This window comes from Candidatus Kinetoplastibacterium galatii TCC219 (assembly GCF_000340905.1).
Classification (GTDB): Bacteria; Pseudomonadota; Gammaproteobacteria; order Burkholderiales; family Burkholderiaceae_B; genus Kinetoplastidibacterium; species Kinetoplastidibacterium galati.
In genome coordinates, this window is record NC_020284.1 from 796,902 (window position 1) to 822,140 (window position 25,239).

General features: G+C 35.5%; 19 protein-coding genes, 4 tRNA genes and 1 pseudogene. All 24 read right to left on the reverse strand.

From position 1 onward, the window contains the following. Positions 1-19 precede the first annotated feature (19 nt). A pseudogene (tuf, locus tag ST1E_RS03975) lies at positions 20-1,225 on the reverse strand (elongation factor Tu). Positions 1,226-1,297: 72 nt separating this feature from the next. Continuing rightward, positions 1,298-3,400, reverse strand: a complete 2,103-nt coding sequence (gene fusA / locus ST1E_RS03780; RefSeq protein WP_015389918.1) for an elongation factor G — start codon at positions 3,398-3,400, stop codon at positions 1,298-1,300. 14 nt (positions 3,401-3,414) lie between these two features. After that, on the reverse strand, positions 3,415-3,885 hold the full coding sequence (rpsG, locus tag ST1E_RS03785) for a 30S ribosomal protein S7 (protein WP_015389919.1): 471 nt from the start codon (positions 3,883-3,885) through the stop codon (positions 3,415-3,417). A gap of 119 nt (positions 3,886-4,004) precedes the next feature. Further along, on the reverse strand, positions 4,005-4,382 hold the full coding sequence (rpsL, locus tag ST1E_RS03790; RefSeq protein WP_015389920.1) for a 30S ribosomal protein S12: 378 nt from the start codon (positions 4,380-4,382) through the stop codon (positions 4,005-4,007). Between the two features lie 271 nt (positions 4,383-4,653). Beyond that, complete coding sequence (rpoC, locus tag ST1E_RS03795) at positions 4,654-8,844, reverse strand: DNA-directed RNA polymerase subunit beta' (RefSeq protein ID WP_015389921.1); 4,191 nt, start codon at positions 8,842-8,844, stop codon at positions 4,654-4,656. Next, positions 8,844-12,947, reverse strand: coding sequence for a DNA-directed RNA polymerase subunit beta (rpoB, locus tag ST1E_RS03800; protein ID WP_041185991.1), 4,104 nt, complete (start codon positions 12,945-12,947; stop codon positions 8,844-8,846). Before rpoB ends, rpoC begins: the two co-directional genes overlap by 1 nt. Before the next feature lie 144 nt (positions 12,948-13,091). Continuing rightward, positions 13,092-13,469 (reverse strand): 50S ribosomal protein L7/L12, encoded by a 378-nt coding sequence (rplL, locus tag ST1E_RS03805; protein WP_015389923.1) that lies wholly within the window; start codon positions 13,467-13,469, stop codon positions 13,092-13,094. 60 nt (positions 13,470-13,529) lie between these two features. After that, positions 13,530-14,057, reverse strand: a complete 528-nt coding sequence (rplJ, locus tag ST1E_RS03810; protein WP_015389924.1) for a 50S ribosomal protein L10 — start codon at positions 14,055-14,057, stop codon at positions 13,530-13,532. A 201-nt stretch (positions 14,058-14,258) separates the two neighbouring features. Beyond that, positions 14,259-14,963, reverse strand: a complete 705-nt coding sequence (gene rplA, locus ST1E_RS03815) for a 50S ribosomal protein L1 (protein ID WP_015389925.1) — start codon at positions 14,961-14,963, stop codon at positions 14,259-14,261. A 2-nt stretch (positions 14,964-14,965) separates the two neighbouring features. Beyond that, the gene (rplK, locus tag ST1E_RS03820; protein ID WP_015389926.1) at positions 14,966-15,397 is read right to left on the reverse strand and encodes a 50S ribosomal protein L11; all 432 of its coding nucleotides are present in this window, start codon (positions 15,395-15,397) and stop codon (positions 14,966-14,968) included. 60 nt (positions 15,398-15,457) lie between these two features. After that, positions 15,458-15,994 carry a transcription termination/antitermination protein NusG gene (gene nusG / locus ST1E_RS03825; protein ID WP_015389927.1) on the reverse strand — a complete coding sequence of 179 codons (537 nt, stop codon included), beginning with the start codon at positions 15,992-15,994 and terminating at the stop codon, positions 15,458-15,460. Positions 15,995-16,014: 20 nt separating this feature from the next. After that, positions 16,015-16,383: a preprotein translocase subunit SecE gene (gene secE, locus ST1E_RS03830; protein ID WP_015389928.1), complete on the reverse strand. Its 369-nt coding sequence runs from the start codon at positions 16,381-16,383 to the stop codon at positions 16,015-16,017. Between the two features lie 28 nt (positions 16,384-16,411). Continuing rightward, a tRNA-Trp gene (locus tag ST1E_RS03835) sits at positions 16,412-16,487 on the reverse strand. 80 nt (positions 16,488-16,567) lie between these two features. Next, positions 16,568-17,758: an elongation factor Tu gene (gene tuf / locus ST1E_RS03840; protein ID WP_015389929.1), complete on the reverse strand. Its 1,191-nt coding sequence runs from the start codon at positions 17,756-17,758 to the stop codon at positions 16,568-16,570. A gap of 45 nt (positions 17,759-17,803) precedes the next feature. Further along, a tRNA-Thr gene (locus tag ST1E_RS03845) sits at positions 17,804-17,878 on the reverse strand. A 4-nt stretch (positions 17,879-17,882) separates the two neighbouring features. Next, a tRNA-Gly gene (locus tag ST1E_RS03850) sits at positions 17,883-17,956 on the reverse strand. A gap of 77 nt (positions 17,957-18,033) precedes the next feature. Beyond that, a tRNA-Tyr gene (locus ST1E_RS03855) sits at positions 18,034-18,120 on the reverse strand. Positions 18,121-18,281: 161 nt separating this feature from the next. Further along, positions 18,282-18,956 carry a 16S rRNA (guanine(527)-N(7))-methyltransferase RsmG gene (gene rsmG, locus ST1E_RS03860; protein WP_015389930.1) on the reverse strand — a complete coding sequence of 225 codons (675 nt, stop codon included), beginning with the start codon at positions 18,954-18,956 and terminating at the stop codon, positions 18,282-18,284. Continuing rightward, complete coding sequence (gene mnmG / locus ST1E_RS03865) at positions 18,943-20,850, reverse strand: tRNA uridine-5-carboxymethylaminomethyl(34) synthesis enzyme MnmG (protein WP_015389931.1); 1,908 nt, start codon at positions 20,848-20,850, stop codon at positions 18,943-18,945. The genes rsmG and mnmG overlap by 14 nt, the downstream gene beginning before the upstream one ends. Positions 20,851-21,072: 222 nt before the next feature. After that, on the reverse strand, positions 21,073-22,422 hold the full coding sequence (gene mnmE / locus ST1E_RS03870; RefSeq protein ID WP_015389932.1) for a tRNA uridine-5-carboxymethylaminomethyl(34) synthesis GTPase MnmE: 1,350 nt from the start codon (positions 22,420-22,422) through the stop codon (positions 21,073-21,075). An 88-nt stretch (positions 22,423-22,510) separates the two neighbouring features. Then, complete coding sequence (gene yidC, locus ST1E_RS03875; protein WP_015389933.1) at positions 22,511-24,133, reverse strand: membrane protein insertase YidC; 1,623 nt, start codon at positions 24,131-24,133, stop codon at positions 22,511-22,513. Positions 24,134-24,184: 51 nt separating this feature from the next. After that, positions 24,185-24,394 (reverse strand): membrane protein insertion efficiency factor YidD, encoded by a 210-nt coding sequence (gene yidD, locus ST1E_RS03925; protein WP_015389934.1) that lies wholly within the window; start codon positions 24,392-24,394, stop codon positions 24,185-24,187. Then, a complete protein-coding gene (gene rnpA, locus ST1E_RS03880) occupies positions 24,379-24,777 on the reverse strand; it encodes a ribonuclease P protein component (protein ID WP_015389935.1) in 399 nt (132 codons plus the stop codon). Before rnpA ends, yidD begins: the two co-directional genes overlap by 16 nt. Positions 24,778-24,800: 23 nt before the next feature. Next, positions 24,801-24,935 (reverse strand): 50S ribosomal protein L34, encoded by a 135-nt coding sequence (gene rpmH, locus ST1E_RS03930; RefSeq protein WP_015389936.1) that lies wholly within the window; start codon positions 24,933-24,935, stop codon positions 24,801-24,803. Between the last annotated feature and the right edge of the window lie 304 nt (positions 24,936-25,239).

A 25,239-nucleotide genomic window follows, 5' to 3' on the forward strand; every position in this document is an offset into this window, starting at 1 on the left:
CGAAGGCCTACTGCCTTCGTTATATTTTCAAGCAATAATTTTTGGATACTACACCAGCACCAACAGTTCTACCACCTTCACGGATAGCAAAACGCAAAACCTTCTTCCATTGCTATAGGTGATAATAATCTTACTGTCATGGCAACATTATCACCTGGCAATACCATCTCCTTATCTTCTGGCAACTCAATAGTTCCTGTTACATCTGTAGTTCTAAAATAGAATTGTGGGCGATATCCCTTAAAAAATGGAGTATGTCTACCACCTTCTTCTTTAGATAACACATATACTTCAGCAGTAAATTCTGTATGTGGAGTAATAGATCCTGGTTTAGCTAATACCTGACCTCTCTCTACATCTTCCCTCTTAGTACCTCGAAGCAAAATACCTACATTATCACCTGCCTGACCTTGATCAAGCATCTTGCGAAACATTTCAACACCAGTACATATAGTCTTGACTGTAGGCTTAATACCTATAATCTCTATTTCCTCTCCTACTTTTACCACTCCACGTTCTACACGACCAGTAACAACTGTTCCACGTCCAGATATTGAGAACACATCCTCAACAGGCAATAAAAACGCACCATCAACTGCTCTCTCTGGTGTTGGTATGTAGGTATCTAAAGCATCTGCTAGAGCTAAAATTGCTTGTTCTCCAAGCTCACCCTTATCACCTTCCAAGGCTAATTTAGCAGAACCTTTTATTATAGGAGTATCATCACCAGGAAAATCATATTTTGATAATAGTTCTCGAACTTCCATTTCAACAAGTTCCAAGAGCTCTTCATCATCAACCATATCTGCCTTGTTTAGAAAAACAACAATGTAAGGCACACCAACCTGACGAGATAACAATATATGCTCTCTAGTCTGTGGCATTGGGCCATCAGCAGCAGAAACCACTAATATCGCACCATCCATCTGTGCCGCACCAGTTATCATATTCTTAACATAGTCAGCATGCCCAGGACAGTCAACATGGGCATAGTGACGTGCTGATGTCTCATATTCAACATGAGCGGTATTTATAGTAATACCCCTAGCTTTCTCTTCTGGAGCAGCATCAATCTGAGCATAAGCTCGTGCTTCTCCACCAAATTTTAGTAGACTAAAACCGTAGTAATAGCAGCAGTTAAAGTTGTTTTACCATGATCAACGTGACCAATCGTACCTACATTTACGTGCGGCTTGCTACGTTCAAACTTGCCTTTTCGCCATATGTCATTCCTTAAACTTTCTTAAATTCAGATAAATATCATTCACATAAAAATGTGAACGATATTCGTTAATATTTACTTTGATCTTGCTGCAATAACATCATCTGCTACATTCTTCGGTGCTTCTGAATAATGCTTAAACTCCATTGTATATGTAGCTCGTCCTTGAGTTAAAGAACGAAGACTAGTAGCATAACCAAACATTTCAGCCAGAGGCACCTCTGCTTTTATTATTTTCCCCCCACCCATGATATCATCCATGCCTTGAACTATTCCTCTGCGAGAAGATAGGTCACCCATAACGGTACCGGCATAATCCTCTGGAGTTTCCACTTCTACTGCCATCATAGGCTCAAGTAGTACTGGACTAGCTTTCCTTAGGCCATCCTTAAATGCCATAGAACCGGCCATCTTGAATGCATTTTCGTTAGAATCGACATCATGATATGATCCAAAAAACAATGTAACTTTAACATCCACTATAGGATAACCAGCAAGGACGCCAGATGGTAAAGTTTCTTGAATACCTTTATCTACAGCAGGTATGTATTCTCTAGGAACAACACCACCCTTAATCGCATCAACAAACTGATATCCTTCCCCTGGAGACAATGGCTCAACTTTTAGTACAACATGGCCATACTGACCGCGCCCACCAGACTGTTTAATAAATTTACCTTCAGCTTCTTCGCAAGTTTTTCTAATGGTCTCCCTGTAAGCAACCTGTGGTCTACCAACATTAGCTTCTACACCAAACTCTCTTTTCATTCGATCAACTAGAATCTCTAAATGCAACTCCCCCATTCCAGAAATTATAGTCTGACCAGACTCTTCATCACTACGGACTCTGAAAGAAGGATCTTCTTGAGCTAAACGTGATAAGGCCATACCCATTCTTTCTTGATCGCTCTTAGACTTTGGTTCAACTGCCTGAGATATAACGGGCTCAGGAAATATCATTCTCTCTAGAGTAATATGCGAGTCTAAATCACAAAGAGTCTCTCCTGTTGTAACTTCTTTAAGGCCAACAACTGCAGCAATGTCACCAGACAGAACTTCTTTAATCTCTTCTCTATTATTAGCATGCATCTGTAATAATCTACCAATACGCTCTTTCTTCCCCTTTATGGGATTAAAAATAGTATCTCCAGATTTTAGAACTCCTGAGTAAACTCTAATAAAAGTTAACTGGCCAACAAATGGATCACTCATTAACTTAAAAGCTAGTGCTGACAATTTCTCTTTATCATCAGCTTTACGGAGAATCTCATTACCTTCATCATCTATACCAGAAACAGGTGGTATATCTATAGGAGAAGGAAGATAATCAATAACAGCATCCAACATTCTTTGTACGCCTTTATTTTTAAAGGCAGAGCCGCAAAGCATAGGTTGGATCTCACAAGCAATAGTCCTGGCCCTTATAGCAGAATTAATATCTGACTCATCCAAATTGCCAGTTTCCAGATACTTGTTCATAAATTCTTCTGAGAATTCAGCAGCTACTTCTAATAGATTCTCTCTCCATTTCTCTACCTGATCTCTTAAATCTGAAGATATTTCTTGATAGTTAAATTTAGTACCCTGACTTTGTTCATCCCATATAATGGCCTTCATTTTTACAAGATCTACAACACCCATAAATTTATCTTCAGAACCAATAGGTATAACAATAGGGACCGGATTTGCTCTCAAACGTAATCTCAACTGATCATAAACTTTAAAGAAATTAGCGCCTGTCCTATCCATCTTATTAACAAATGCAAGGCGAGGGACTTTATATTTATTTGCTTGACGCCATACTGTCTCTGATTGAGGCTGAACTCCTCCAACAGCGCAGTAAACCATGCAAGCACCATCCAAGACCCTCATGGAACGTTCTACTTCTATAGTAAAGTCTACGTGACCTGGAGTATCAATAATATTTATTCTATGCTCTGGATAATTATTAGCCATCCCTTTCCAGAAAGCAGTAGTAGCAGCAGAAGTAATAGTAATACCACGTTCTTGTTCTTGCTCCATCCAATCCATAGTAGCAGCGCCATCATGGACTTCACCAATCTTATGATTAACACCAGTATAAAATAAGATTCTCTCTGTAGTAGTAGTTTTACCTGCATCTATATGAGCAGAAATACCTATGTTACGGTAGTATTCTACCGGAGTTTTACGGGACATTATATTACCTCCAACTACCAACGAAAATGGCTAAACGCTTTATTAGCCTCTGCCATCTTATGAGTATCCTCTCTCTTTTTCATAGCAGAACCTCTAGATTCGGATGCATCAATTAATTCCCCAGCCAAACGAAGATCCATAGATTTCTCACCACGTTTTTTAGCTGCTTCACGAACCCAACGCATAGATAGAGCTAATCGACGAATAGGTCTAACTTCAATAGGAACTTGATAGTTTGCTCCACCAACACGACGACTTTTTACTTCCACTATAGGTTTTACATTGCTGATAGCAAGACTAAAGATCTCCAGAGGATTTTTACCTGTCTTATTGCCAATCTGATCTAATGCTCCGTAAACAATACGTTCAGCAACAGCTTTTTTGCCACTCAACATAACAATATTAATAAATTTAGCTAACTCAACACTACCAAATTTAGGATCTGGCAAAATCTCTCTCTTGGGAATCTCTCTACGACGTGACATTTACTAACTTCCTTGTGTAATTCAGTTGAACCATTAAAGTCAAAGCTGCTTAAAAAGCAGCTACTTACATGCCATTTAATAAAAAATGGCCACACTTTCTATAATTTTTCATCGTAGCATTACGATTTTTTGGAACGTTTCGCTCCATATTTTGAACGAGCTTGTTTGCGATTTTTCACCCCTTGCAAATCAAGGGAACCTCGAACGATATGATATCTAACACCTGGAAGGTCTTTTACACGACCACCACGAACTAGAACTACCGAGTGCTCTTGCAAATTATGTCCCTCTCCACCAATATATGAGATAACTTCATAACCATTGGTTAAGCGAACCTTAGCAACCTTACGCATAGCTGAGTTAGGCTTTTTAGGGGTTGTTGTGTAAACACGGGTACACACCCCTCTACGTTGAGGACAATTTTCCAAAGCTGGACTTTTATTCTTGATAATGCTGACCTCGCGCGGTCTACGCACAAGCTGGCTGATAGTAGGCATATACTATAAAATCCCTTTATATTACATTTCTGTTTAACAATTATTTATGTTTCTACAGGCAAAAAATAGTAAAGCAGGTAACTAAAACAATAAACACATTAAAACGGCTATATTGTAAATAGGGACCCGCAAATAATACAACAAAAGATGCTAAAGTAGCACCGTAACATAACCACAATTATAAAAATAAGACATAATTGAGGATAATACCTTCGTTATGACTGATTGTCAAAGTAGAAAAATAACAATACACAATCAGTCATGCAAATCATTAAAAAACAGCATTTTCGAAAGGATCAATAGGATCTCTTCTAGACAAGGATTTATCTGACTCATCAGAATGACTGATCTTAGCCTTACGAGCATTATGGCAAGATAAACCAGTACCTGCTGGAATTAAACGACCGACAATAACATTTTCCTTAAGACCTCTTAAGTCATCACGCTTACCCATAATCGCAGCTTCTGTTAAAACACGAGTAGTCTCTTGAAAGGATGCTGCTGATATAAAAGAATCTGTAGATAGAGAAGCTTTTGTGATCCCTAATAAAATATTATCGTAAGTTGCTTGCATCTCTCCTCGAGAATTAACACGATCATTCTCATTTAATAGCTCTGATCGTTCTACTTGCTCTCCAGGAATGAATTTAGTATCTCCTGGGCTAGAGATAACTACTCTACGCAACATTTGACGGACAATTACTTCTATATGCTTATCATTTATTTTTACACCTTGGAGACGATAGACATCTTGGACTTCATTTACTATATAAGATACAAGGCTTTCTACACCCTGTAACCTCAATATATCATGAGGATCAGCCGGGCCATCTACTATAATTTCGCCCTTATTTACTACCTGCCCATCATGTACCAATATTTGTTTCTCTTTAGAAATTAAAAATTCGTGAGATATACCATCAAGATCGGTAATAACAAGTCTTTGTTTTCCTTTTGTTTCTTTTCCAAATGAAACTGTTCCTGTAACCTCAGCAAGCATACCAGAATCTTTCGGAGATCTAGCTTCAAACAATTCAGCAACACGAGGTAAGCCTCCAGTTATATCACGTATCTTTTGTGATTCTTGTGGTATTCTTGCCAGTATCTCTCCTATTGATACAGATTGACCATCACGAACAGTAATAAGAGCTCCAATTGGAAAAGCTATGCTCACAGAATGATCTGTACCAGCTATCTTGACATCATCTCCAGAATCATTAGTAAGCTTGATTTGCGGACGCATCATAATCTTATTACCGCGAGTTTTAGGAGTGATCACGACTAAAGTAGATAAACCTGTTAATTCATCTACTTGCTTGGCTACAGTGACACCTTCTTCTATATTCTCGAATTTAACCACTCCTGAATACTCTGATACTATAGGCCTAGTTAAAGGATCCCATGATGACAATCTCATTCCAGCTTTAATATTTTCACCATCTCCAACTAACAAAATGGCACCATATGGTATTTTATGCCTTTCACGTTCTCGAGAATTTTCATCAAAAACTGCCAATTCTCCTGAACGAGAAATTGCTATACGTTCACCCTTCGGATTAGTTACGTATCTCATGGTCCCCATAAAACCAACAACACCATTTGATTTTGTTTCTACAAAACTAGCAAGAGCTGATCGAGAAGCTGCACCGCCTATATGGAAAGTTCTCATAGTCAACTGAGTACCTGGCTCTCCAATAGACTGGGCTGCTATAACACCAACAGCTTCTCCTATATCAACAGAAGTACCTCTGCCTAAATCTCTACCATAACAAGAAGCACATAAACCGCGTCTTGTCTCACAAGTTAAAGGTGTTCTGATTCGAACCTCATCTATACCTAGAGAATCTATTTTTTCTACCAAACTTTCATCTAATAAAGTACCAACAGGAATAACAATATCTCTAGTATCGGGATTGACAATATCAGACGCCGTAACACGTCCTAGTATTCTATCATGCAAGGATTCTATTACCTCACCACCCTCAATAAGAGCCTTCATACTATAGCCATGAGATGTGCCACAGTCATATTCCGTGATTACTAAATCCTGAGTAACATCTACTAAACGACGAGTCAAGTACCCAGAATTAGCTGTTTTTAAAGCAGTATCAGCTAGACCTTTACGAGCACCATGGGTAGAAATAAAATATTGTAAAACATTCAATCCTTCTCGAAAGTTAGCACTAATAGGTGTCTCAATTATGGATCCGTCAGGCTTTGCCATCAATCCTCTCATACCAGCCAATTGACGTATTTGAGCAGCAGATCCTCTAGCACCAGAATCAGCCATCATATAAATAGAATTAAATGATTCCTGACTCGTACTATTCCCATTTCTATCTAATACAGGTTCAGTGGCTATATATTCCATCATGGCCTTGCCTACTTTATCACTAGCTTTTCCCCATATATCTACAACATTATTATATCTTTCCTGAGATGTAACTAGTCCTGATGAATATTGCTTATCTATCTCTTTAACTTCTTTATTTGCCTCTGCAAGAATATCTGCCTTTGCTTTTGGAATTAACATATCTTCCATAGCAATAGATATGCCTGCTCTAGTTGCCAGAGAAAATCCTGCTTGCATAAGTCTATCAGCAAAAATTACAGTAGCCCTTAAACCACAACGCCTAAAAGAATAATTTATTAAACGAGAAATTTCCTTCTTTTTCAATGCCTTATTTAAAACAGAGAAAGATAAACCCTTAGGCAATGTTTCTGATAGCAATGCTCTACCAACAGTGGTTTCATAGCGATGAACAACTGGACAAAAATCATCTTCATTATTACGCTCATATTCAGTAATTCGAACTGAAACACGACTTTGTAACTCAACCTCATTATTATGATAAGCTCTCTGAACTTCTGAAACATCAGAAAAACACATGTGCTCGCCTAAACCATTTATACGTTCACGAGTAGCATAATACAAACCCAATACTATATCCTGAGAGGGAACTATAGATGGTTCACCATTAGCAGGGAACAATATATTATTAGAAGACAACATAAGAGTACGTGCCTCAAGTTGCGCCTCCAGAGATAAAGGAACATGGACAGCCATCTGATCTCCATCAAAATCAGCATTAAAAGCTGCACATACCAATGGATGTAACTGTATTGCTTTTCCTTCAATGAGGACCGGCTCAAAAGCTTGAATCCCTAATCTGTGTAATGTTGGCGCCCTATTCAACATAACTGGATGCTCTCTAATAACTTCTTCTAATATATCCCAAACTACTGGATCTTGACTATCAACCATCTTTTTAGAAGCTTTAATTGTATTAGCAAGCCCCATCATCTCAAGCTTGTTGAATATAAATGGTTTAAATAATTCCAAAGCCATTAGTTTTGGTATACCACATTGGTGTAATTTAAGCTGAGGACCAACCACTATAACAGAACGTCCTGAATAATCGACTCTCTTTCCTAATAGATTCTGGCGGAACCTACCACCCTTACCTTTAATCATATCCGCTAAAGATTTCAACTGACGTTTATTAACACCAGTCATTGCTTTACCTCTACGACCATTATCAAGCAAAGAATCAACTGCCTCTTGAAGCATTCTCTTTTCATTTCTAAGAATAATCTCTGGCGCTTTTAACTCTATTAATCTTTTCAAACGATTGTTACGGTTTATAACACGACGATATAAATCATTTAAGTCGGAAGTTGCAAAACGTCCACCATCTAAAGGAACTAATGGCCTTAAATCAGGTGGCAATACAGGCAACACCTCCATGATCATCCATTCCGCTTTTATTTCAGATCTATGGAATCCTTCCATAACTTTTAGTCTTTTAGATATTTTTTTTATTTTTGCCTCAGAAGTAGTATTTTTAATTTCACTTCTAAGAGTTTCAATTTCTCGACTAATATCCATAGTGCGCAACAATTCGCGCACAGCCTCGGCTCCCATTAAAGCCTTAAACTCATCACCATATTCTTCTGTTTTTGACAAAAAATCATCATCAGTCATAATCTGACAACGTTTTAAAGGAGTCATGCCTGCATCAATAACACACCAAGCTTCAAAATATAGAACTCTCTCTATATCACGTAACGTCATGTCCAATACTATACCTAATCTAGATGGCAGACTCTTTAGAAACCAAATATGAGCAACTGGGCTAGCAAGTTCTATGTGGCCCATTCTTTCTCTGCGAACTTTTGATGCAGTTACTTCAACACCACACTTCTCACAAATAACACCCCTATGTTTTAGGCGCTTATATTTACCACATAAACATTCATAATCCTTTATAGGACCAAATATCTTTGAGCAGAATAAGCCATCTCTTTCCGGCTTAAAAGTACGATAATTTATAGTTTCTGGTTTACGAACTTCTCCGTATGACCAAGAACGAATCTTCTCTGGTGAAGCAAGACTGACCTTAATAGAATCAAATTGCTCATCCTGGGAAACCTGTTTAAAAAGATCAATAAGAGCTTTCATTAGTTACGCTCCAAATCTATATCCAAACCTAAAGAACGAATTTCTTTAACAAGAACATTAAATGACTCAGGCATTCCAGCATCAATTAAATGATCTCCCTTAACTATACTTTCGTAAACCTTGGTCCTCCCAGAAATATCATCAGATTTTACAGTTAACATTTCCTGCAATGTATAAGCAGCACCATAAGCTTCCAAAGCCCAAACCTCCATTTCACCGAAGCGCTGACCACCAAATTGTGCTTTACCACCTAAAGGTTGCTGAGTAACCAACGAATATGGACCAATCGATCTTGCATGCATTTTATCATCAACCAAATGGTGTAATTTTAAATAATACATATACCCTACAGTAACAGGCCGTTCAAACTTCTCTCCTGTTCTACCATCAAACAACCAAGACTGTGCTCGAGATTTAGTCAATTGCATTTCATCGGCAATATCATCTGGATAGGCTGTGTTTAGCAGCTCCTGAATCTCTCTTTCATTAACACCATCAAAAACTGGAGTTGCGACAGGTAAACCTGATCTTAAATTATTAGCCAACTCTAAAACTTCTTTGTCTGTCAAATTATCTACAGAAATAGTATTAGATTCATAAATTTTGCTTAGATATTCTCTAATTTTTAAAACTTGTTGTTTTAATTCAGAGTTGAGAGCATCACTAATACGAGCTCCTATTCCTTTAGCAGCCCATCCTAAATGAACTTCTAAAACTTGACCAACATTCATCCTAGAAGGAACACCCAAAGGGTTCAAAACAATATCAACTGGTGTTCCATCAGCCATATAAGGCATATCCTCGACAGGAACTATTCTAGAAACAACACCCTTATTGCCGTGTCTACCAGCCATTTTATCACCTGGTTGCAACCTACGTTTTACAGCTAGATATACTTTTACCATCTTCAATACACCAGGAGGCAACTCGTCTCCTTGTGTTAATTTTTTCCTTTTTTCCTCAAACAATGAGTCAAACTGCTTCCGCTCCTGCTCAAGAGAGTATTTTGCTTGCTCTAAGATATTAGCCAACTCTTCTGACTCAAGACGTATATCAAACCAGTGCCAATGATCAATAGAACGAAGATAATCTTTAGTAATCAATGACCCTTTTAATAATTTAGAAGGACCTCCATTAGCCATACTACCCAGTAGTATTTTTTCAATCCTATCAAACTGATCCTTTTCAACTATACGTAAACGATCATTTAAATCTTGACGATACTTTTTAAGATCATCATCAATAATAGACTGAGCTCGATTATCCCTTACAACACCTTCTCGTGTAAAAACTCTAACATCTATTATAGTACCACTCATACCAGACGGTACTCTTAGAGAAGTATCCTTTACATCAGAGGCTTTCTCTCCAAATATTGCTCTAAGTAATTTCTCTTCTGGAGTTAATTGTGTTTCCCCTTTTGGGGTAACCTTACCAACTAAAACGTCATCAGGTCCTACCTCAGCACCTATGCAGATAATACCAGAATCATCTAATCTATTTAATTGAGTCTCAGAAAGGTTACTAATATCCCTAGTAATATCTTCTGGTCCTAACTTGGTATCTCTGGCAACAATAGTTAATTCTTCTATATGAACAGAGGTATATCTATCATCAGAAACAACTTTTTCTGAAATAAGAATAGAATCTTCAAAGTTGTAACCATTCCATGGCATGAAAGCAATTAGCATATTCTGTCCTAAAGCTAATTCCCCAAGATCCGTTGAGGCACCATCAGCTAAAACATCACCTTTTGCAACATTATCACCAAGTCTTACTATTGGACGTTGATTTATATTTGTATTCTGATTCGATCGTGTATATTTAATAAGATTATATATGTCAACACCGACTTCTCCAGCTATGTTCTCTACATCATTTACTCTGATAACTATACGCTCAGCATCAACGTAATCAACCACCCCACCTCTTAGCGCTTGAACAGTTGTTCCTGAATCAACAGCAACTATGCGCTCTAGACCAGTGCCAACAATAGGTTTTTCTGGACGCAAACAAGGAACAGCTTGCCTTTGCATATTCGCGCCCATAAGTGCCCGATTGGCATCATCATGCTCTAAGAAAGGTATTAATGAAGCAGCAACAGATACTATTTGGGAAGGAGCTACATCCATATAATGAACATTATTTGGAGATGTTAGTAGAGTTTCTCCAGATTCTCTACATGCAACAAGCTCATCTATAAAAACACCGTTATTATCTAGCTCAGCATTTGCTTGAGCGATAACGTAATTACTCTCTTCTATAGCTGATAGATAATCAATTTGATCACTAACTTTACCATTTATGACTTTTCTATATGGAGTTTCCAAGAAACCATATTCATTTAAACGGGCATATAAAGACATAGAATTTATAAGACCGATATTAGGACCTTCTGGGGTTTCTATTGGACAAACCCTGCCGTAATGGGTTGGATGAACATCGCGAACCTCAAATCCAGCTCTATCTCTTGTTAAACCACCAGGTCCCAGTGCAGAAACACGACGCTTGTGTGTAACCTCAGATAAAGGATTAGTCTGATCCATAAACTGAGATAACTGACTAGAACCAAAAAATTCTTTTATGGCAGCAGAGATTGGTTTTGAATTTATCAAGTCATGAGGCATTAAATTGTCTACTTCTGCCTGGCCTAGTCTCTCTTTAACAGCCCTTTCAACTCTAACTAAACCAGATCTAAATTGATTTTCAGTCAACTCTCCTACACACCTAACCCTACGATTTCCAAGATGGTCTATATCATCTATATTTCCATGCCCATTACGTAAATTAACCAATAATTTTATTATGTCAAGTATATCCTCACCAGTTAGTATAGTTTTGTCAACCAAATCTTCACGACCTAACCTACTATTTATCTTCATTCTTCCTACACGTGATAAATCATAGGTAGTATCACTGAAAAATAATCGATCGAACAAAGACTCAACAGCTTCTTCTGTGGGAGGTTCACCCGGTCTCATCATGCGATATATTGCTATTCTAGCAGACATCTGATCTACAGTTTCATCTATTCTAAGAGTTTGAGAAATATAAGCACCCCTATCTAAATCATTTGTATATAAGGTCCTAATATTTTTTACACAAGAATTTCTTAAAATTTCCAAAGTTTGCTCTGAAATTTCTTCATTAGCGCGAATTAAAATCTCACCAGTTTCAGAATCAATAATATTCTCTGCAATAATTCGGCCAAGCAAAAAATCATCTGATACGTTAATCTTATTTATATTAGATTGAGAGATTAATCTTATGCTCCTGGAGCTAATCCTCTTATCCTTTTCTACTATAATATTCCCTTCTTTGTCAGCAATGTCAAAACTAGAAACCTCACCCTTCCACCTATCAGGGACAAATTCTAAAACAGCGCCATTACTATTTAACTCAAATAGATCAAAATCAAAGAAATATGAAAGTATAAACTCATCCGAGAAGCCAATTGCCTTTAACAAAATGGTTACAGGCATCTTTCTTCTACGATCTATTCTAAAAAATAATATATCCTTAGGATCAAACTCGAAATCTAACCATGATCCACGATAAGGTATGATTCTGGCTGAAAATAACAATTTTCCAGAACTATGAGTTTTACCTTTATCATGTTCAAAAAACACTCCAGGTGATCTATGCAACTGAGAAACTACAACCCTCTCTGTGCCATTAATAATGAAAGACCCAGCAGAAGTCATAAGAGGAATCTCGCCCATATAAACTTCTTGCTCTTTAACTTCCTTAATATTAGATTTATTTGAATCCTTATCAATTAGAACTAAACGTAATTTAGCTCTCAAAGGAGATGCGTATGATAAACCACGCTGCTGGCATTCCTTTACGTCAAACACAGGGTCACCGAGAGAATAACTAACAAACTCTAGGAAAGCTGATCCATTATGACTAACTATAGGGAAAATTGACAAAAAAGCTGCTTGTAAACCATCAACAGACCGCATAGATGGATCAATACCAGCTTGCAAAAATGATTGATAAGATTTCAATTGAGTAGCAAGAAGGCATGGGATTTTTTGTACATCTTCACGCTTAGCAAAACTTTTACGAATACGCTTTTTTTCGGTATACGAATAAGGCATGAACACTCCGACTCGAAGTTGCATGAACCGTCCACCACGGTTCTAGGTTAACACGTTTCCAGGAAATTCTTAGAAACAAAAATCTCCTGGAAACGCAAAAACCCGGAGATAGTTCATACCAACTCCGGGTAGCACTAAAGCTAATTATTTTATTTCAGATTTTGCGCCGGCATCATCAAGCTTCTTCTTGATGCTTTCAGCATCAGACTTAGAAACACCTTCTTTAACAGCTTTAGGTGCTCCATCAACCAAATCTTTTGCTTCTTTTAACCCTAAACCTGTTAATTCACGAACAGCTTTAATAACACTAACCTTGTTAGCACCTGCTTCTAAGAGCATAACATTAAATTCTGTTTGCTCTTCAACTGCAGCAGCACTGTTACCAGCTGGAGCAGCAACAGCAACAGCAGCTGCAGCAGCAGAAACACCAAATTTTTCTTCCATAGCTTTAATAAGCTCGGAAAGATCTAGTACTGTCATATTAGCAACAGCTTCTAAAATTTCATTTTTATTTAAAGACATTTAACGAACTCCAAAATTATAAGCTAGACAAAATTGTCTCGCTATTGAATGAGCAAAATATTAAGAAGATAAATTCTTTTGATCATGAAGAGCAGATAGCACTCTGACAAAAGATGTAGGAACCTCGTTAATAGTACGCACAAATTTAGCAACTGGTGCTTGCATTGTTGCCATTAATCTAGCTATTAACTCTTCACGTGAAGGAATAATAGCTAATTCTATAATGTCATTATAATCCAATAAACTGCTTGATAAAGCACCAGCTTTAATGACTAACTTATCATTATTCTTTGCAAAGCTAGCCAAAACCTTAGCAGCAGCTACAGGATCAGAACTAATACAGTAAATTAATGGGCCTACTAGTTTATCTGATAAAGACTTAAATTTTGAATCTGCAATAACCCTACGAGCAAGTGAATTTTTTAAAACCTTCAAATAAACACCAGCATCACGAGCAGATTTACGTAACAGATAAACAGAAGCGACATCAAGACCACGATATTCAGCAACAACTATTGACTGTGCATCACCTATTTTTGCGGTTATCTCTTCAATAACTATCGCTTTTTCTTGACGATTAAGACTCACGGATACTCCATAAAAAAACGTTTAAGATAAATTAAATAATCTATCACGTCACCCGGAATCGGCGTCTAACTGAGTTCATCAAAAAAGAAGAATCTCTCAGAACGCCGTCTACGTTGGAATTACAACAATATTAAGCAATTTTTGCTCCAACGATCTTTGACAGAAATGTCTTATTTAAGAAGACATAGCGCCCAAAGCACTTTATTTAAACAAATCATAATTTACCGAAGCAATATCCACTTTAACTCCTATTCCCATAGTCGAAGAAATGGACAACTTACGTAAATAAATACCTTTTGCGGTAGAAGGCCTATTTTTTTGCAATGCGTTCATCAAAGCAACTAAGTTTGAATATAACTGCTGAACAGAAAAAGAAGCGCGACCTATAGCTGAATGTATTATTCCAGACTTGTCTGTACGAAATTGTACCTGACCAGCTTTAACCTTTCTAACAGCCTCAGCAACATCAGCAGTTACAGTACCAACTTTAGGATTAGGCATCAATCCCCTAGGGCCTAAAATTTGACCTAAAGCACCAACAATTCTCATTGTATCTGGTGATGCAATAACAACATCAAAATTCATTTGTCCAGCTTTAATCGAATCAGCAAGATCTTCTAACCCAACCAGATCAGCACCAGCCTGTTTCGCGGAATCGGCTTTTTCACCCTGAGCAAATACAGCAACACGAACAATTTTACCGGTACCCTCTGGTAAAACTACAGATCCACGTACTAATTGGTCAGATTTTTTAGGATCAATACCAAGTTTTATAGCTATATCAACAGATTCATCAAATTTAGCATTAGCTGTTTCTTTTATTAAAGAAAAGGCATCCTCTATGAGGTAATATTTAGAACGATCTAGCTTGCCATTAATTATTGCAGCACGTTTATAAGATGCCATTGTTAAACTCCTTCAACCTTAATACCCATACTACGTGCACTGCCGGCAATAGTACGTACAGCTGCATCCATATTAGAGGCAGTCAAATCAGGCTCTTTTGTCTTTGCAATTTCTTCAGCCTGGGCGCGAGTCAAAGTTCCAACCTTATCTGCATGAGGCTTTGCAGATCCTTTCTGCACTCCAGCTGCCTTCTTAATCAAAATAGAGGCTGGAGGAGTTTTTAAGATGAAAGTAAAACTCTTGTCAGCAAAAGCTGTTATAACAACAGGAATCGGTAGACCCTGCTCCAAACCTTGGGTTTTTGCATTAAAAGACTTGCAAAACTCCATTATATTTAAACCACGCTGGCCTAAAGCAGGACCTATTGGAGGAGAAGGATTGGCCTTCCCAGCAGGTACTTGAAGTTTAATAAAACCAATAATTTTTTTTGCCACAAAATTCTCCCAAAGGGTAGTAACGCTTAAAAAGCTCCCCGTAAAAAACAAGACAAGCAATTAAATTTTTTCGACTTGTCCAAAATCCAATTCTATTGGAGTTGACCTGCCAAATATAGTAACAGAAACTCTAATTTTATTTTTTTCGTAATTTATTTCTTCAACATTACCATTAAAATCTGCAAAAGGACCATCTTTTACCCTAACAACCTCACCAACCTCAAACAATATCTTAGGACGAGGCTTATCAAAACCTTCTTCAATTTGGGACAATATTTTCTCTACTTCACCTTTATAAAGAGGAGTAGGTTTATTGCCAGAACCACCTAAAAAACCGGTCACTCTATTAGTGCTTTTTATTAAATGCCATGTCTCGTCAGTCAATTCCATTTCTATAAGAACATATCCTGGAAAAATACGACGTTCAGTAATAGATTTTTGTCCATTTTTTATATCAATAACTTCTTCTGAAGGGATCAGGATTTTACCAAAAAACGAACTCAAACCAGATTGATTAATTCTATCATTTATCGTTTTTAAAACATTTTTCTCCATACCAGAAGAAACATGAACAACATACCATTGCTTATTATCCATTAAATGCTCTTATCTCCAGCCTAATAAAACACCATAAAGAAAAAATCTATAATTTTATCAATCAAACAAATAAAAACACTTATTAGAACCGCAAAAACACATACAGTACCAGTCATTCTTACCGCTGATTTACGATCTGGCCAGCTAACTCTCTTTACCTCAAAGAAAGATTCTTTACAGAACGAAAAAAAACTTCTACTTATCTTATTAAAAAATAAACAATATAAAAGATAAGCAAGAGAAAACAGAAAAACAAATTGCTCTAAAAGCCATAGATTTTTCTGAAAACCAAAAAACGAAATCAAACCCAGAAAAAACAACAATAATGCTAAGAAAAATTTAACTTTATCAAAATAACTAAAATAATTATCTGCGTTCGAAATAGACATTTTTTAACTTCAAAAGGACATTATATAATGGCAGGGGCAGTAGGAATTGAACCCACAACCTTCGGTTTTGGAGACCGACGCTCTGCCAATTGAGCTATACCCCTATATCCAAATAGATAAAATAGTTCATACACCTAGAAAACATGCTTTAACTTTCCAGAAAGATCCTATCTTATTTATATTTTCAAGCAATAATTTTGGATACTACACCAGCACCAACAGTTCTACCACCTTCACGGATAGCAAAACGCAAACCTTCTTCCATTGCTATAGGTGATAATAATCTTACTGTCATGGCAACATTATCACCTGGCAATACCATCTCCTTATCTTCTGGCAACTCAATAGTTCCTGTTACATCTGTAGTTCTAAAATAGAATTGTGGGCGATATCCCTTAAAAAATGGAGTATGTCTACCACCTTCTTCTTTAGATAACACATATACTTCAGCAGTAAATTCTGTATGTGGAGTAATAGATCCTGGTTTAGCTAATACCTGACCTCTCTCTACATCTTCCCTCTTAGTACCTCGAAGCAAAATACCTACATTATCACCTGCCTGACCTTGATCAAGCATCTTGCGAAACATTTCAACACCAGTACATATAGTCTTGACTGTAGGCTTAATACCTATAATCTCTATTTCCTCTCCTACTTTTACCACTCCACGTTCTACACGACCAGTAACAACTGTTCCACGTCCAGATATTGAGAACACATCCTCAACAGGCAATAAAAACGCACCATCAACTGCTCTCTCTGGTGTTGGTATGTAGGTATCTAAAGCATCTGCTAGAGCTAAAATTGCTTGTTCTCCAAGCTCACCCTTATCACCTTCCAAGGCTAATTTAGCAGAACCTTTTATTATAGGAGTATCATCACCAGGAAAATCATATTTTGATAATAGTTCTCGAACTTCCATTTCAACAAGTTCCAAGAGCTCTTCATCATCAACCATATCTGCCTTGTTTAGAAAAACAACAATGTAAGGCACACCAACCTGACGAGATAACAATATATGCTCTCTAGTCTGTGGCATTGGGCCATCAGCAGCAGAAACCACTAATATCGCACCATCCATCTGTGCCGCACCAGTTATCATATTCTTAACATAGTCAGCATGCCCAGGACAGTCAACATGGGCATAGTGACGTGCTGATGTCTCATATTCAACATGAGCGGTATTTATAGTAATACCCCTAGCTTTCTCTTCTGGAGCAGCATCAATCTGAGCATAAGCTCGTGCTTCTCCACCAAATTTAGTAGCTAAAACCGTAGTAATAGCAGCAGTTAAAGTTGTTTTACCATGATCAACGTGACCAATCGTACCTACATTTACGTGCGGCTTGCTACGTTCAAACTTGCCTTTCGCCATATACAACCCCAAAATCAAAGTGAAGTTAAGTACCAAAAATTATATTGGTGCCCATGACGCGGATCGAACGCGTGACCTCTCCCTTACCAAGGGAGTGCTCTACCACTGAGCCACATGGGCATTATGGAGCGGGTGAAGGGAATCGAACCCTCATCGTAAGCTTGGAAGGCTTCTGCTCTACCATTGAGCTACACCCGCACAGATTCGCGCATTCACCAACAATAATCTAAAAATAGATATTTAAAGATTCATAGGTAACCATATCGACATAAACATGGTGGAGGAGGTTGGATTCGAACCAACGTAGGCGCAAGGCCAACAGATTTACAGTCTGCCCCCTTTAACCACTCGGGCACCCCTCCTATACAGTACCTGAAATTGTGAAGAGTTTCTTTAGAAAAGTCAAATTATAGTTACAAAAATAACAGTTTAATAAGAGATAGCAATAAATTGATGGGTAATTATACAACATATAAATAGATTACAAAATCAAATTTAATTTGATTAACTTAAAATTTAGGGTCTAAATTTTCTGATTATCTAATCTTTTCATAATTACTAAACAACGTTCAGAGCTAACTCCAGGAACATTAAGCTTCTCTATACTAATGATGCCCCAACTACTAATAAGAGATAGGTCATCAATTTCTTTTTTTGGAATTATTCCTTTCATTGAACATAAAAAACCATCTTTTTTAACATGAAAACCTGAAAATTCTACAAATTTAGACAAGGAAGAAAAAGCTCTTGATATAGCAACATCGCATTCTATAGGATTAAGATTTTCTATCCTGGCATGATGGATTAAAATATTGGATAACAAACTAGTACTGCAAACATGCCTAAGGAAAGATGTCTTTTTAAAAACAGAGTCTACACAAATAACCCTCCAATTTGGTCTCATTATTGCCAAAACAATTCCTGGAAGACCTGCTCCAGAACCAACATCACAAATCGTTATATTTTTTTTAAGCAAAGAATCCAATAAAGGGATAACAGAAAGGCTATCCACGATGTGATACGTCAGCATACACTTATAATCTTTTATAGATGTTATGTTGGAATATTTATTCCATTTTTGCATCATAGACAAATAATTACTCAATAATATTTTTTGATCATCAGATATTTTAATATTAATAGCAGAACAAGCATCAGATAAGACTTCATCTGAAAAATTATTTCTATATAGATCCATTCGAACTCTTCAATCTTTTAATATGAACAAATAGAACAGATAAGGATGCTGGTGTAACACCTGGTATTCTACTAGCTTGACCTATCGTTTCTGGTCTATAATCATTCAGCTTTTGTCTAACTTCAATTGATAAATTGGTCATGGAAAGATAATCAATAGTGTCAGGTATAGTGTAGGAATCATTATCAGATATTTTCCTTATTTCATCTGACTGTTTAGAAATATACCCAGAATATTTTATGTGAATATCAATCTGATCAGATAAAACATCATCGTAAGAAACACCTGGTCCTAATAAATAACAATCTGGATCTTTTATAGACATAAGATCTTTGTATTTGATATTTGGTCTTTTTAATATATCAAAAACACTTAAATCTTTATCAAGATTTTTACCTAACTTATCATCGCTGTAATATTTTATTAGGAATTTAAAATTCAACGATGTATCTTTTAATCTTTGCAGTTCTTTATTTAACAAATCGCGTTTTCTGTTGAAAAGATCCCATCGATTATCATCGACTATTCCTAAGTTTCTGCCAATATCAGTAAGCCTCAAGTCAGCATTATCTTCTCTTAGAGTTAAACGATACTCTGCACGTGATGTAAACATCCTATACGGCTCAGTAGTACCTCTTGTTATTAAATCGTCAATCATCACTCCAATATACGAATCACTCCTGCGAGGAGACCATTGGTCCAAATCTAAACATCGCCTCGAAGCGTTTAAACCTGCTAATAAACCTTGTGCTGCTGCTTCCTCATAACCTGTAGTGCCATTAATTTGACCTGCAAAATATAAACCATTTATATTTCTTGTCTCTAATGTGGATTTTAAAAACTTAGGATCAAAATAATCATATTCAATTGCATAACCATATCTCAATATATGTGCATTATGCAAACCATTGAGAGAACGAATCAAATTTACCTGAACATCAAAAGGTAAGCTTGTAGATATGCCGTTAGGATAAAACTCATTGGTATGCAAACCCTCTGGCTCTAAAAAAACCTGATGAGAATCCTTATCAGAGAATCTAGTAATCTTGTCCTCTATAGATGGACAATATCTTGGACCCTTAGATTCAATTGATCCGTTGTATAAAGGAGATCTAGAAAATGCATTTCTAACTATTTCGTGAGATATAGAGTTAGTTCTTGTAATCCAACATGGTAGCTGTTTAGGATGCATTTCCCTATAACCGATAAAAGAGAATACTGGTGTAGGACAATCTCCTTGCTGAATCTGAAGCATATCGAAATCGATCGTTCTACCATCTATTCGAGGAGGAGTTCCTGTTTTTAACCTGCCTTGCGGAAGTCCAAGATCCTTTAAATTATCGGCCAGGGAAATTACAGCCTGATCCCCCGATCTACCTCCTGAGAAACTATTTTCACCAATATGGATAATACCATTGAGAAATGTACCTGTTGTTAATACAACAGATTTGGCTTTCACACTTATTCCAAGACTAGTTTTAACGCCTACTACATTATTATTTTTTATTAAAAGACTACTTACTGTTTCCTGAGCAATATAAAGATTATCTTGATTTTCTAATTTTTCCCTAACTATTTGGCGATATAAAGATCTATCTATTTGAGCTCTAGTAGATCTAACAGCAGGACCTTTCGATGAATTCAATACCTTAAAATGAATGCCAGCATAATCTGCAGATAAAGCCATGGATCCACCAAGAGCATCTATTTCTTTTACTAGATGACCTTTTCCAACACCTCCTATTGATGGATTACAAGACATTTGTCCCAAAGTATCCAGATTTCCAGTTATTAGTAAAGTAACAGAACCAGATTTTGCAGAAGATAAAGCAGCTTCTGTTCCAGCATGTCCACCTCCTACCACTATCACGTCAAAATTAAAAGGATGATTCATTAATTACCTTTTATTATTTAGTTGTTTATTTTAATGATTATTATAATTAAAAAGAAGGTTTTTTGTGCATAACCTTTTATTGTCCTTAATATTCAATATGTTATGTATATTGATAACTTTTGTAATAAGTGTGTTTTATTGCATAATACTTTTTGGATAAAAAAATGGTTTTATATTTTTTATCAAGTTGTTCATAATTTTTCCGTATGTTATTAACAATAGTTATTTACCTATACAAAAACTAGAAAATATCTTCTCTAACATATCCTCTGAAGTAAATTGTCCTGTTATATTACATAATTCAATGTGAGATAGTCTTAATTCTTCAGCTAAGATATCTAGTAAAAAATTTTCTTGTGTGTAAGACATTGCTACTTCTATATGCTCTAATGCTTCTTTTATAGCGTAGTAATGTCTCTCTCTAGTTGAAAAAGAATCTTCGTTTGATGAACTAGATGTTATTTTTTTAGTATTTCTTTTTTTTATCAAATCTAACCCATTACCGTTTTTTGATGAAACCAAGATTCCATCACAATAATTTCCATTTTTTTTATCGATAATGTCTGATTTATTATATATCTTTATAATGTGTGTGTGTTCTGGAATTTTTTTACTTATATATAATTCTGTATCTTCATCTCTTTTATTTGAGTCTATGACATGCAATACTATATCAGCATTCTTTATAGCCTCCCAAGATTTCTCTATTCCTTTTTTTTCTATTATATTATTACTATTTCTTATTCCAGCAGTATCTATAATATTTACCAATATTCCTTTTATATAAATAGCACTTGAAACCTTATCTCTTGTGGTGCCAGCTAATGGAGTAACTATTGCTATCTCTTCTTCAGACAATGCATTCAATAAGCTTGATTTTCCTACATTAGGTTGTCCTGCTAAAACTATATTTATCCCGTTTTTTAGTATAAGGCTATCACTTACTTTCGATACTAATTTAATTAGTTTTATTTTTATTGATTCCAAAGAAATAATTATCTCTTTTTTTTGAAGATTGCTAATATCTTCTTCTGGAAAGTCCAAGTTTGCTTCTATCAAAACTCTGAGATTTATTATCTCACTAGATATATCGTTTATTATTGATGACAAAGAACCAGATAGGGTTTTTATAGCACTCCTTGCGGCTGCAATAGAGGAGGAATTAATCAAATCAGATATAGCCTCTGCTTGTATTAAATCAATCTTTCCATTTAAGAATGCTCTTCTCGTAAATTCTCCAGGATTTGCTAATCTAAGGCCAATATCTTTTCCTTTCAATATGCATGTATCAATGATTTGATGTTGAACAACCATTCCTCCGTGACATTGGATTTCAAGCACGTCTTCTCCGGTAAAGGATCTAGGTGATTTAAAAAAAATTACTATTGCTTTGTCAATAATTTCTTGATCTATATCCGTTAGATTTAGATAATGCACTATCCTTTCTTTAAGCTCTTTTTTGAATAGATTTAGCATCAGTGGTAATAATTCTTTTCCAGAAATTCTTATTACCCCTACTCCAGCTGATCCATGCGCAGTAGCTATAGCTATGATTGGTAAGTCTTTTAACATGTTTTATTTGACTACTATATTGAGATTGTCAATTAATAGAGCGAGAATTATTTTTATTAATTCTCGCTCTATCCTATATTTTTAGTTATCAGGGTCTATGTGTTTCTCTTGTTATAAACCATTGTTGTATTATTGAGAGAATATTATTAACGCACCAGTATAATACTAAGCCAGATGGGAAGAAAAACATCATCCCTCCGAACACTAAAGGCATTATCATCATAACTTTTGCCTGTACTGGATCAGGTGGTGATGGATTTAGTTTTATTTGAATAACCATTGTGAGCATCATGATTATTGGTAAAATCATAAATGGGTCTGTTGCAGATAGATCTTTGATCCAAAATATCCAAGAAGCTCCTCTCATTTCAACGCTTGATAAAAGAACCCAGTATAAAGATATAAAGACAGGTATTTGTATAATCATTGGTAAACACCCTCCCAATGGATTAATTTTTTCTTTACGATATAGGTCTATTATTGATGAGTTAAATTTCTTTGTGTCATTTCCGCACTGTTCTTTTATTAATTGTATGCGTGGAGATATTCTTTTTAATCTTGCCATTGATCTATAGCTTTTTGATGCTAAAGGAAAGAAAATTATTTTTATTAATATAGTTAATAATACTATTGTCCATCCCCAATTTTTTGTTAATGAGAAAATTAGATTCATTAAATTAAATAATGGTTTGGCTATTATTGTAAATATTCCGTAATCCACAACTAAATCTAGTCCTTTAGACACTTCCGACATTTGTTTCTGATCTTGTGGTCCTATCCATAAAAAAGATAAGTTTTCATGACTGCTACCGGGTTCTATTTGTCCTAGAGACTCTATAGTTCTTACTGCAAATATTTTATTATCACTATCTACTTCAACAATTTCATTAGCTCTATTAGAGTCGATGGAAGGTATACAAGCTGTAGCAAAATAATGCTGCACCATAGCTACCCATCCATTATCAGACTTTTTTATGTATTTGGCTTTATTATTGGAAATATCTTTGAAAGATATTTTTTGGAATTTTTCTTTTTCTGAATATAAAGCTATCCCGTTGAATGTTTTATAAAAACTCGAACTATCTGATGGATCACTATTGTCTCTAAGTATCTGTAAATATAGATATGGATTTATCGACTTATCACTTTTATTAGTTACTTTATGATTAACTTTTATAGCATAGCTATTCATTTTTAGTATAAAGGTTTTTGTAAGCAGAATTCCTCCAGATTCACAAGAAAAACTTATTTCTATACCTTGATCTGATGTTTTTTTTGAAAACATATCAAACTTGTTATTATGATTTGGTATGTTTTCTAGCCCTAATAAACCTGATTGTATCGTATATAAAAAATCATCATTTATGTCTAATAATACTTTATGTTTATTTTCATCCTTATCAGTATATTTTAGCAATTCTGCTTTTATTAATTGAGCTCCTGTTTTACTAAATGTAAGTTTAAGAACATCAGTCTCGATTGTAACAGTATCATCCATCAATTTTTTTGCAAAACTAATGTAAGATTTAACCGTTTCTTTTTTGCTGTTTTTTAGCAAAGGAACATGTTTCTGTGAAGTATCATTATCTTTTGTTTCAGATAATAAAGCTTTTGAGTTTGTTTTTATATAATTTTCATTTTGCCAATTGTTCCAAAGAACTAAAATAGAGCAAGAAAAAATAATCCAAATTAGAGTTCGTCTTATATCCATATTTAGTGATATCTTTTAATAAAAGGAATTGTTATAACTGAATAAATACTTTTAAGGTATTTTGTCATTCCCACCTTTGAAGAATGGGTTGCATCTTAAGATACGTAGAATAGTTAGATAAACTCCTTTAATATTTCCATATTTATTTATAGCATCTATAGCATACGTGGAACATGATGGATTAAATCTGCACTGTTTTCCAATTAATGGGCTTATCAAATATTTATAAAGTTTAATAAGTGTAATTAGTACGTTTTGCATCTCGAGATTTTATAAAAATGATTATTGATTTCAATAGCGGCTATTTTTTTGATTTCTATTAATGATGTTATTGTGATTTTTGAATGTAGACGAACCACATAATCATTTATAGGCATAATATGCCTGTTTTTTCGAAATGATTCGCGAATTATTCTTTTAATTAGATTTCTAACTACTGCTTTATGAGCAAATTTTTTAGAAAATACTAATCCTAAGCGACTGTTAGACTGAGATTTTTTTATAGCACACACAGGATCAGCTGCCTTAACAGAGAAAAAAATACCGCGAGATAAAATTTTCCCATTAAGAACAGCTTGAAATTCACTATGGCTGTGTAAACGAGCTTCAGTTGGAAACTTAGCTCTTTTATTTTCAACTCTCAACAATGTTATTAATTATTTTAAAGTTATACAGCTAGTCGTTTTCTACCTTTAGCTCTACGAGCATTAAGAATAGCACGTCCAGAACGTGTTTTCATCCTTACGCGAAATCCATGTGTTCGCTTACGGCGTGTGACAGAAGGTTGATAGGTTCGTTTCATTTGAAGTCTACTAAAAGAACAAAAATAAGAGTATAGTGTATCATAGTAAAAATGGTAACCACTAATATTGCCCGTGTTTGTAGTTTTGTCGTAAAAATACATTTTATTAAAGATAATTTAATGTATAGATTACAGATATAGCTTACAAGCTATAACAAACTTACATAACAGGAAGTTGATATGTTAGGCCAAGAAATTAATTTCATCAAGTCGTTTATATGTTATGTATACATATCGTATAATCTGACTACTTAGTTTTTTATATTTTATAATACAAATTTATCTTGGTTTGCAAAATAACATC

What these genes read in the sequence shown, in the direction of transcription:
- fusA (WP_015389918.1), bottom strand. Translation starts at nt 3,400, where the DNA reads ATGTCCCGTAAAACTCCGGTAGAATACTACCGTAACATAGGTATTTCT.
- rpsG (WP_015389919.1), bottom strand. Translation starts at nt 3,885, where the DNA reads ATGTCACGTCGTAGAGAGATTCCCAAGAGAGAGATTTTGCCAGATCCT.
- rpsL (WP_015389920.1), bottom strand. Translation starts at nt 4,382, where the DNA reads ATGCCTACTATCAGCCAGCTTGTGCGTAGACCGCGCGAGGTCAGCATT.
- rpoC (WP_015389921.1), bottom strand. Translation starts at nt 8,844, where the DNA reads ATGAAAGCTCTTATTGATCTTTTTAAACAGGTTTCCCAGGATGAGCAA.
- rpoB (WP_041185991.1), bottom strand. Translation starts at nt 12,947, where the DNA reads ATGCCTTATTCGTATACCGAAAAAAAGCGTATTCGTAAAAGTTTTGCT.
- rplL (WP_015389923.1), bottom strand. Translation starts at nt 13,469, where the DNA reads ATGTCTTTAAATAAAAATGAAATTTTAGAAGCTGTTGCTAATATGACA.
- rplA (WP_015389925.1), bottom strand. Translation starts at nt 14,963, where the DNA reads ATGGCATCTTATAAACGTGCTGCAATAATTAATGGCAAGCTAGATCGT.
- nusG (WP_015389927.1), bottom strand. Translation starts at nt 15,994, where the DNA reads ATGGATAATAAGCAATGGTATGTTGTTCATGTTTCTTCTGGTATGGAG.
- secE (WP_015389928.1), bottom strand. Translation starts at nt 16,383, where the DNA reads ATGTCTATTTCGAACGCAGATAATTATTTTAGTTATTTTGATAAAGTT.
- tuf (WP_015389929.1), bottom strand. Translation starts at nt 17,758, where the DNA reads ATGGCGAAAGGCAAGTTTGAACGTAGCAAGCCGCACGTAAATGTAGGT.
- rsmG (WP_015389930.1), bottom strand. Translation starts at nt 18,956, where the DNA reads ATGGATCTATATAGAAATAATTTTTCAGATGAAGTCTTATCTGATGCT.
- mnmG (WP_015389931.1), bottom strand. Translation starts at nt 20,850, where the DNA reads ATGAATCATCCTTTTAATTTTGACGTGATAGTGGTAGGAGGTGGACAT.
- mnmE (WP_015389932.1), bottom strand. Translation starts at nt 22,422, where the DNA reads ATGTTAAAAGACTTACCAATCATAGCTATAGCTACTGCGCATGGATCA.
- yidC (WP_015389933.1), bottom strand. Translation starts at nt 24,133, where the DNA reads ATGGATATAAGACGAACTCTAATTTGGATTATTTTTTCTTGCTCTATT.
- yidD (WP_015389934.1), bottom strand. Translation starts at nt 24,394, where the DNA reads ATGCAAAACGTACTAATTACACTTATTAAACTTTATAAATATTTGATA.
- rpmH (WP_015389936.1), bottom strand. Translation starts at nt 24,935, where the DNA reads ATGAAACGAACCTATCAACCTTCTGTCACACGCCGTAAGCGAACACAT.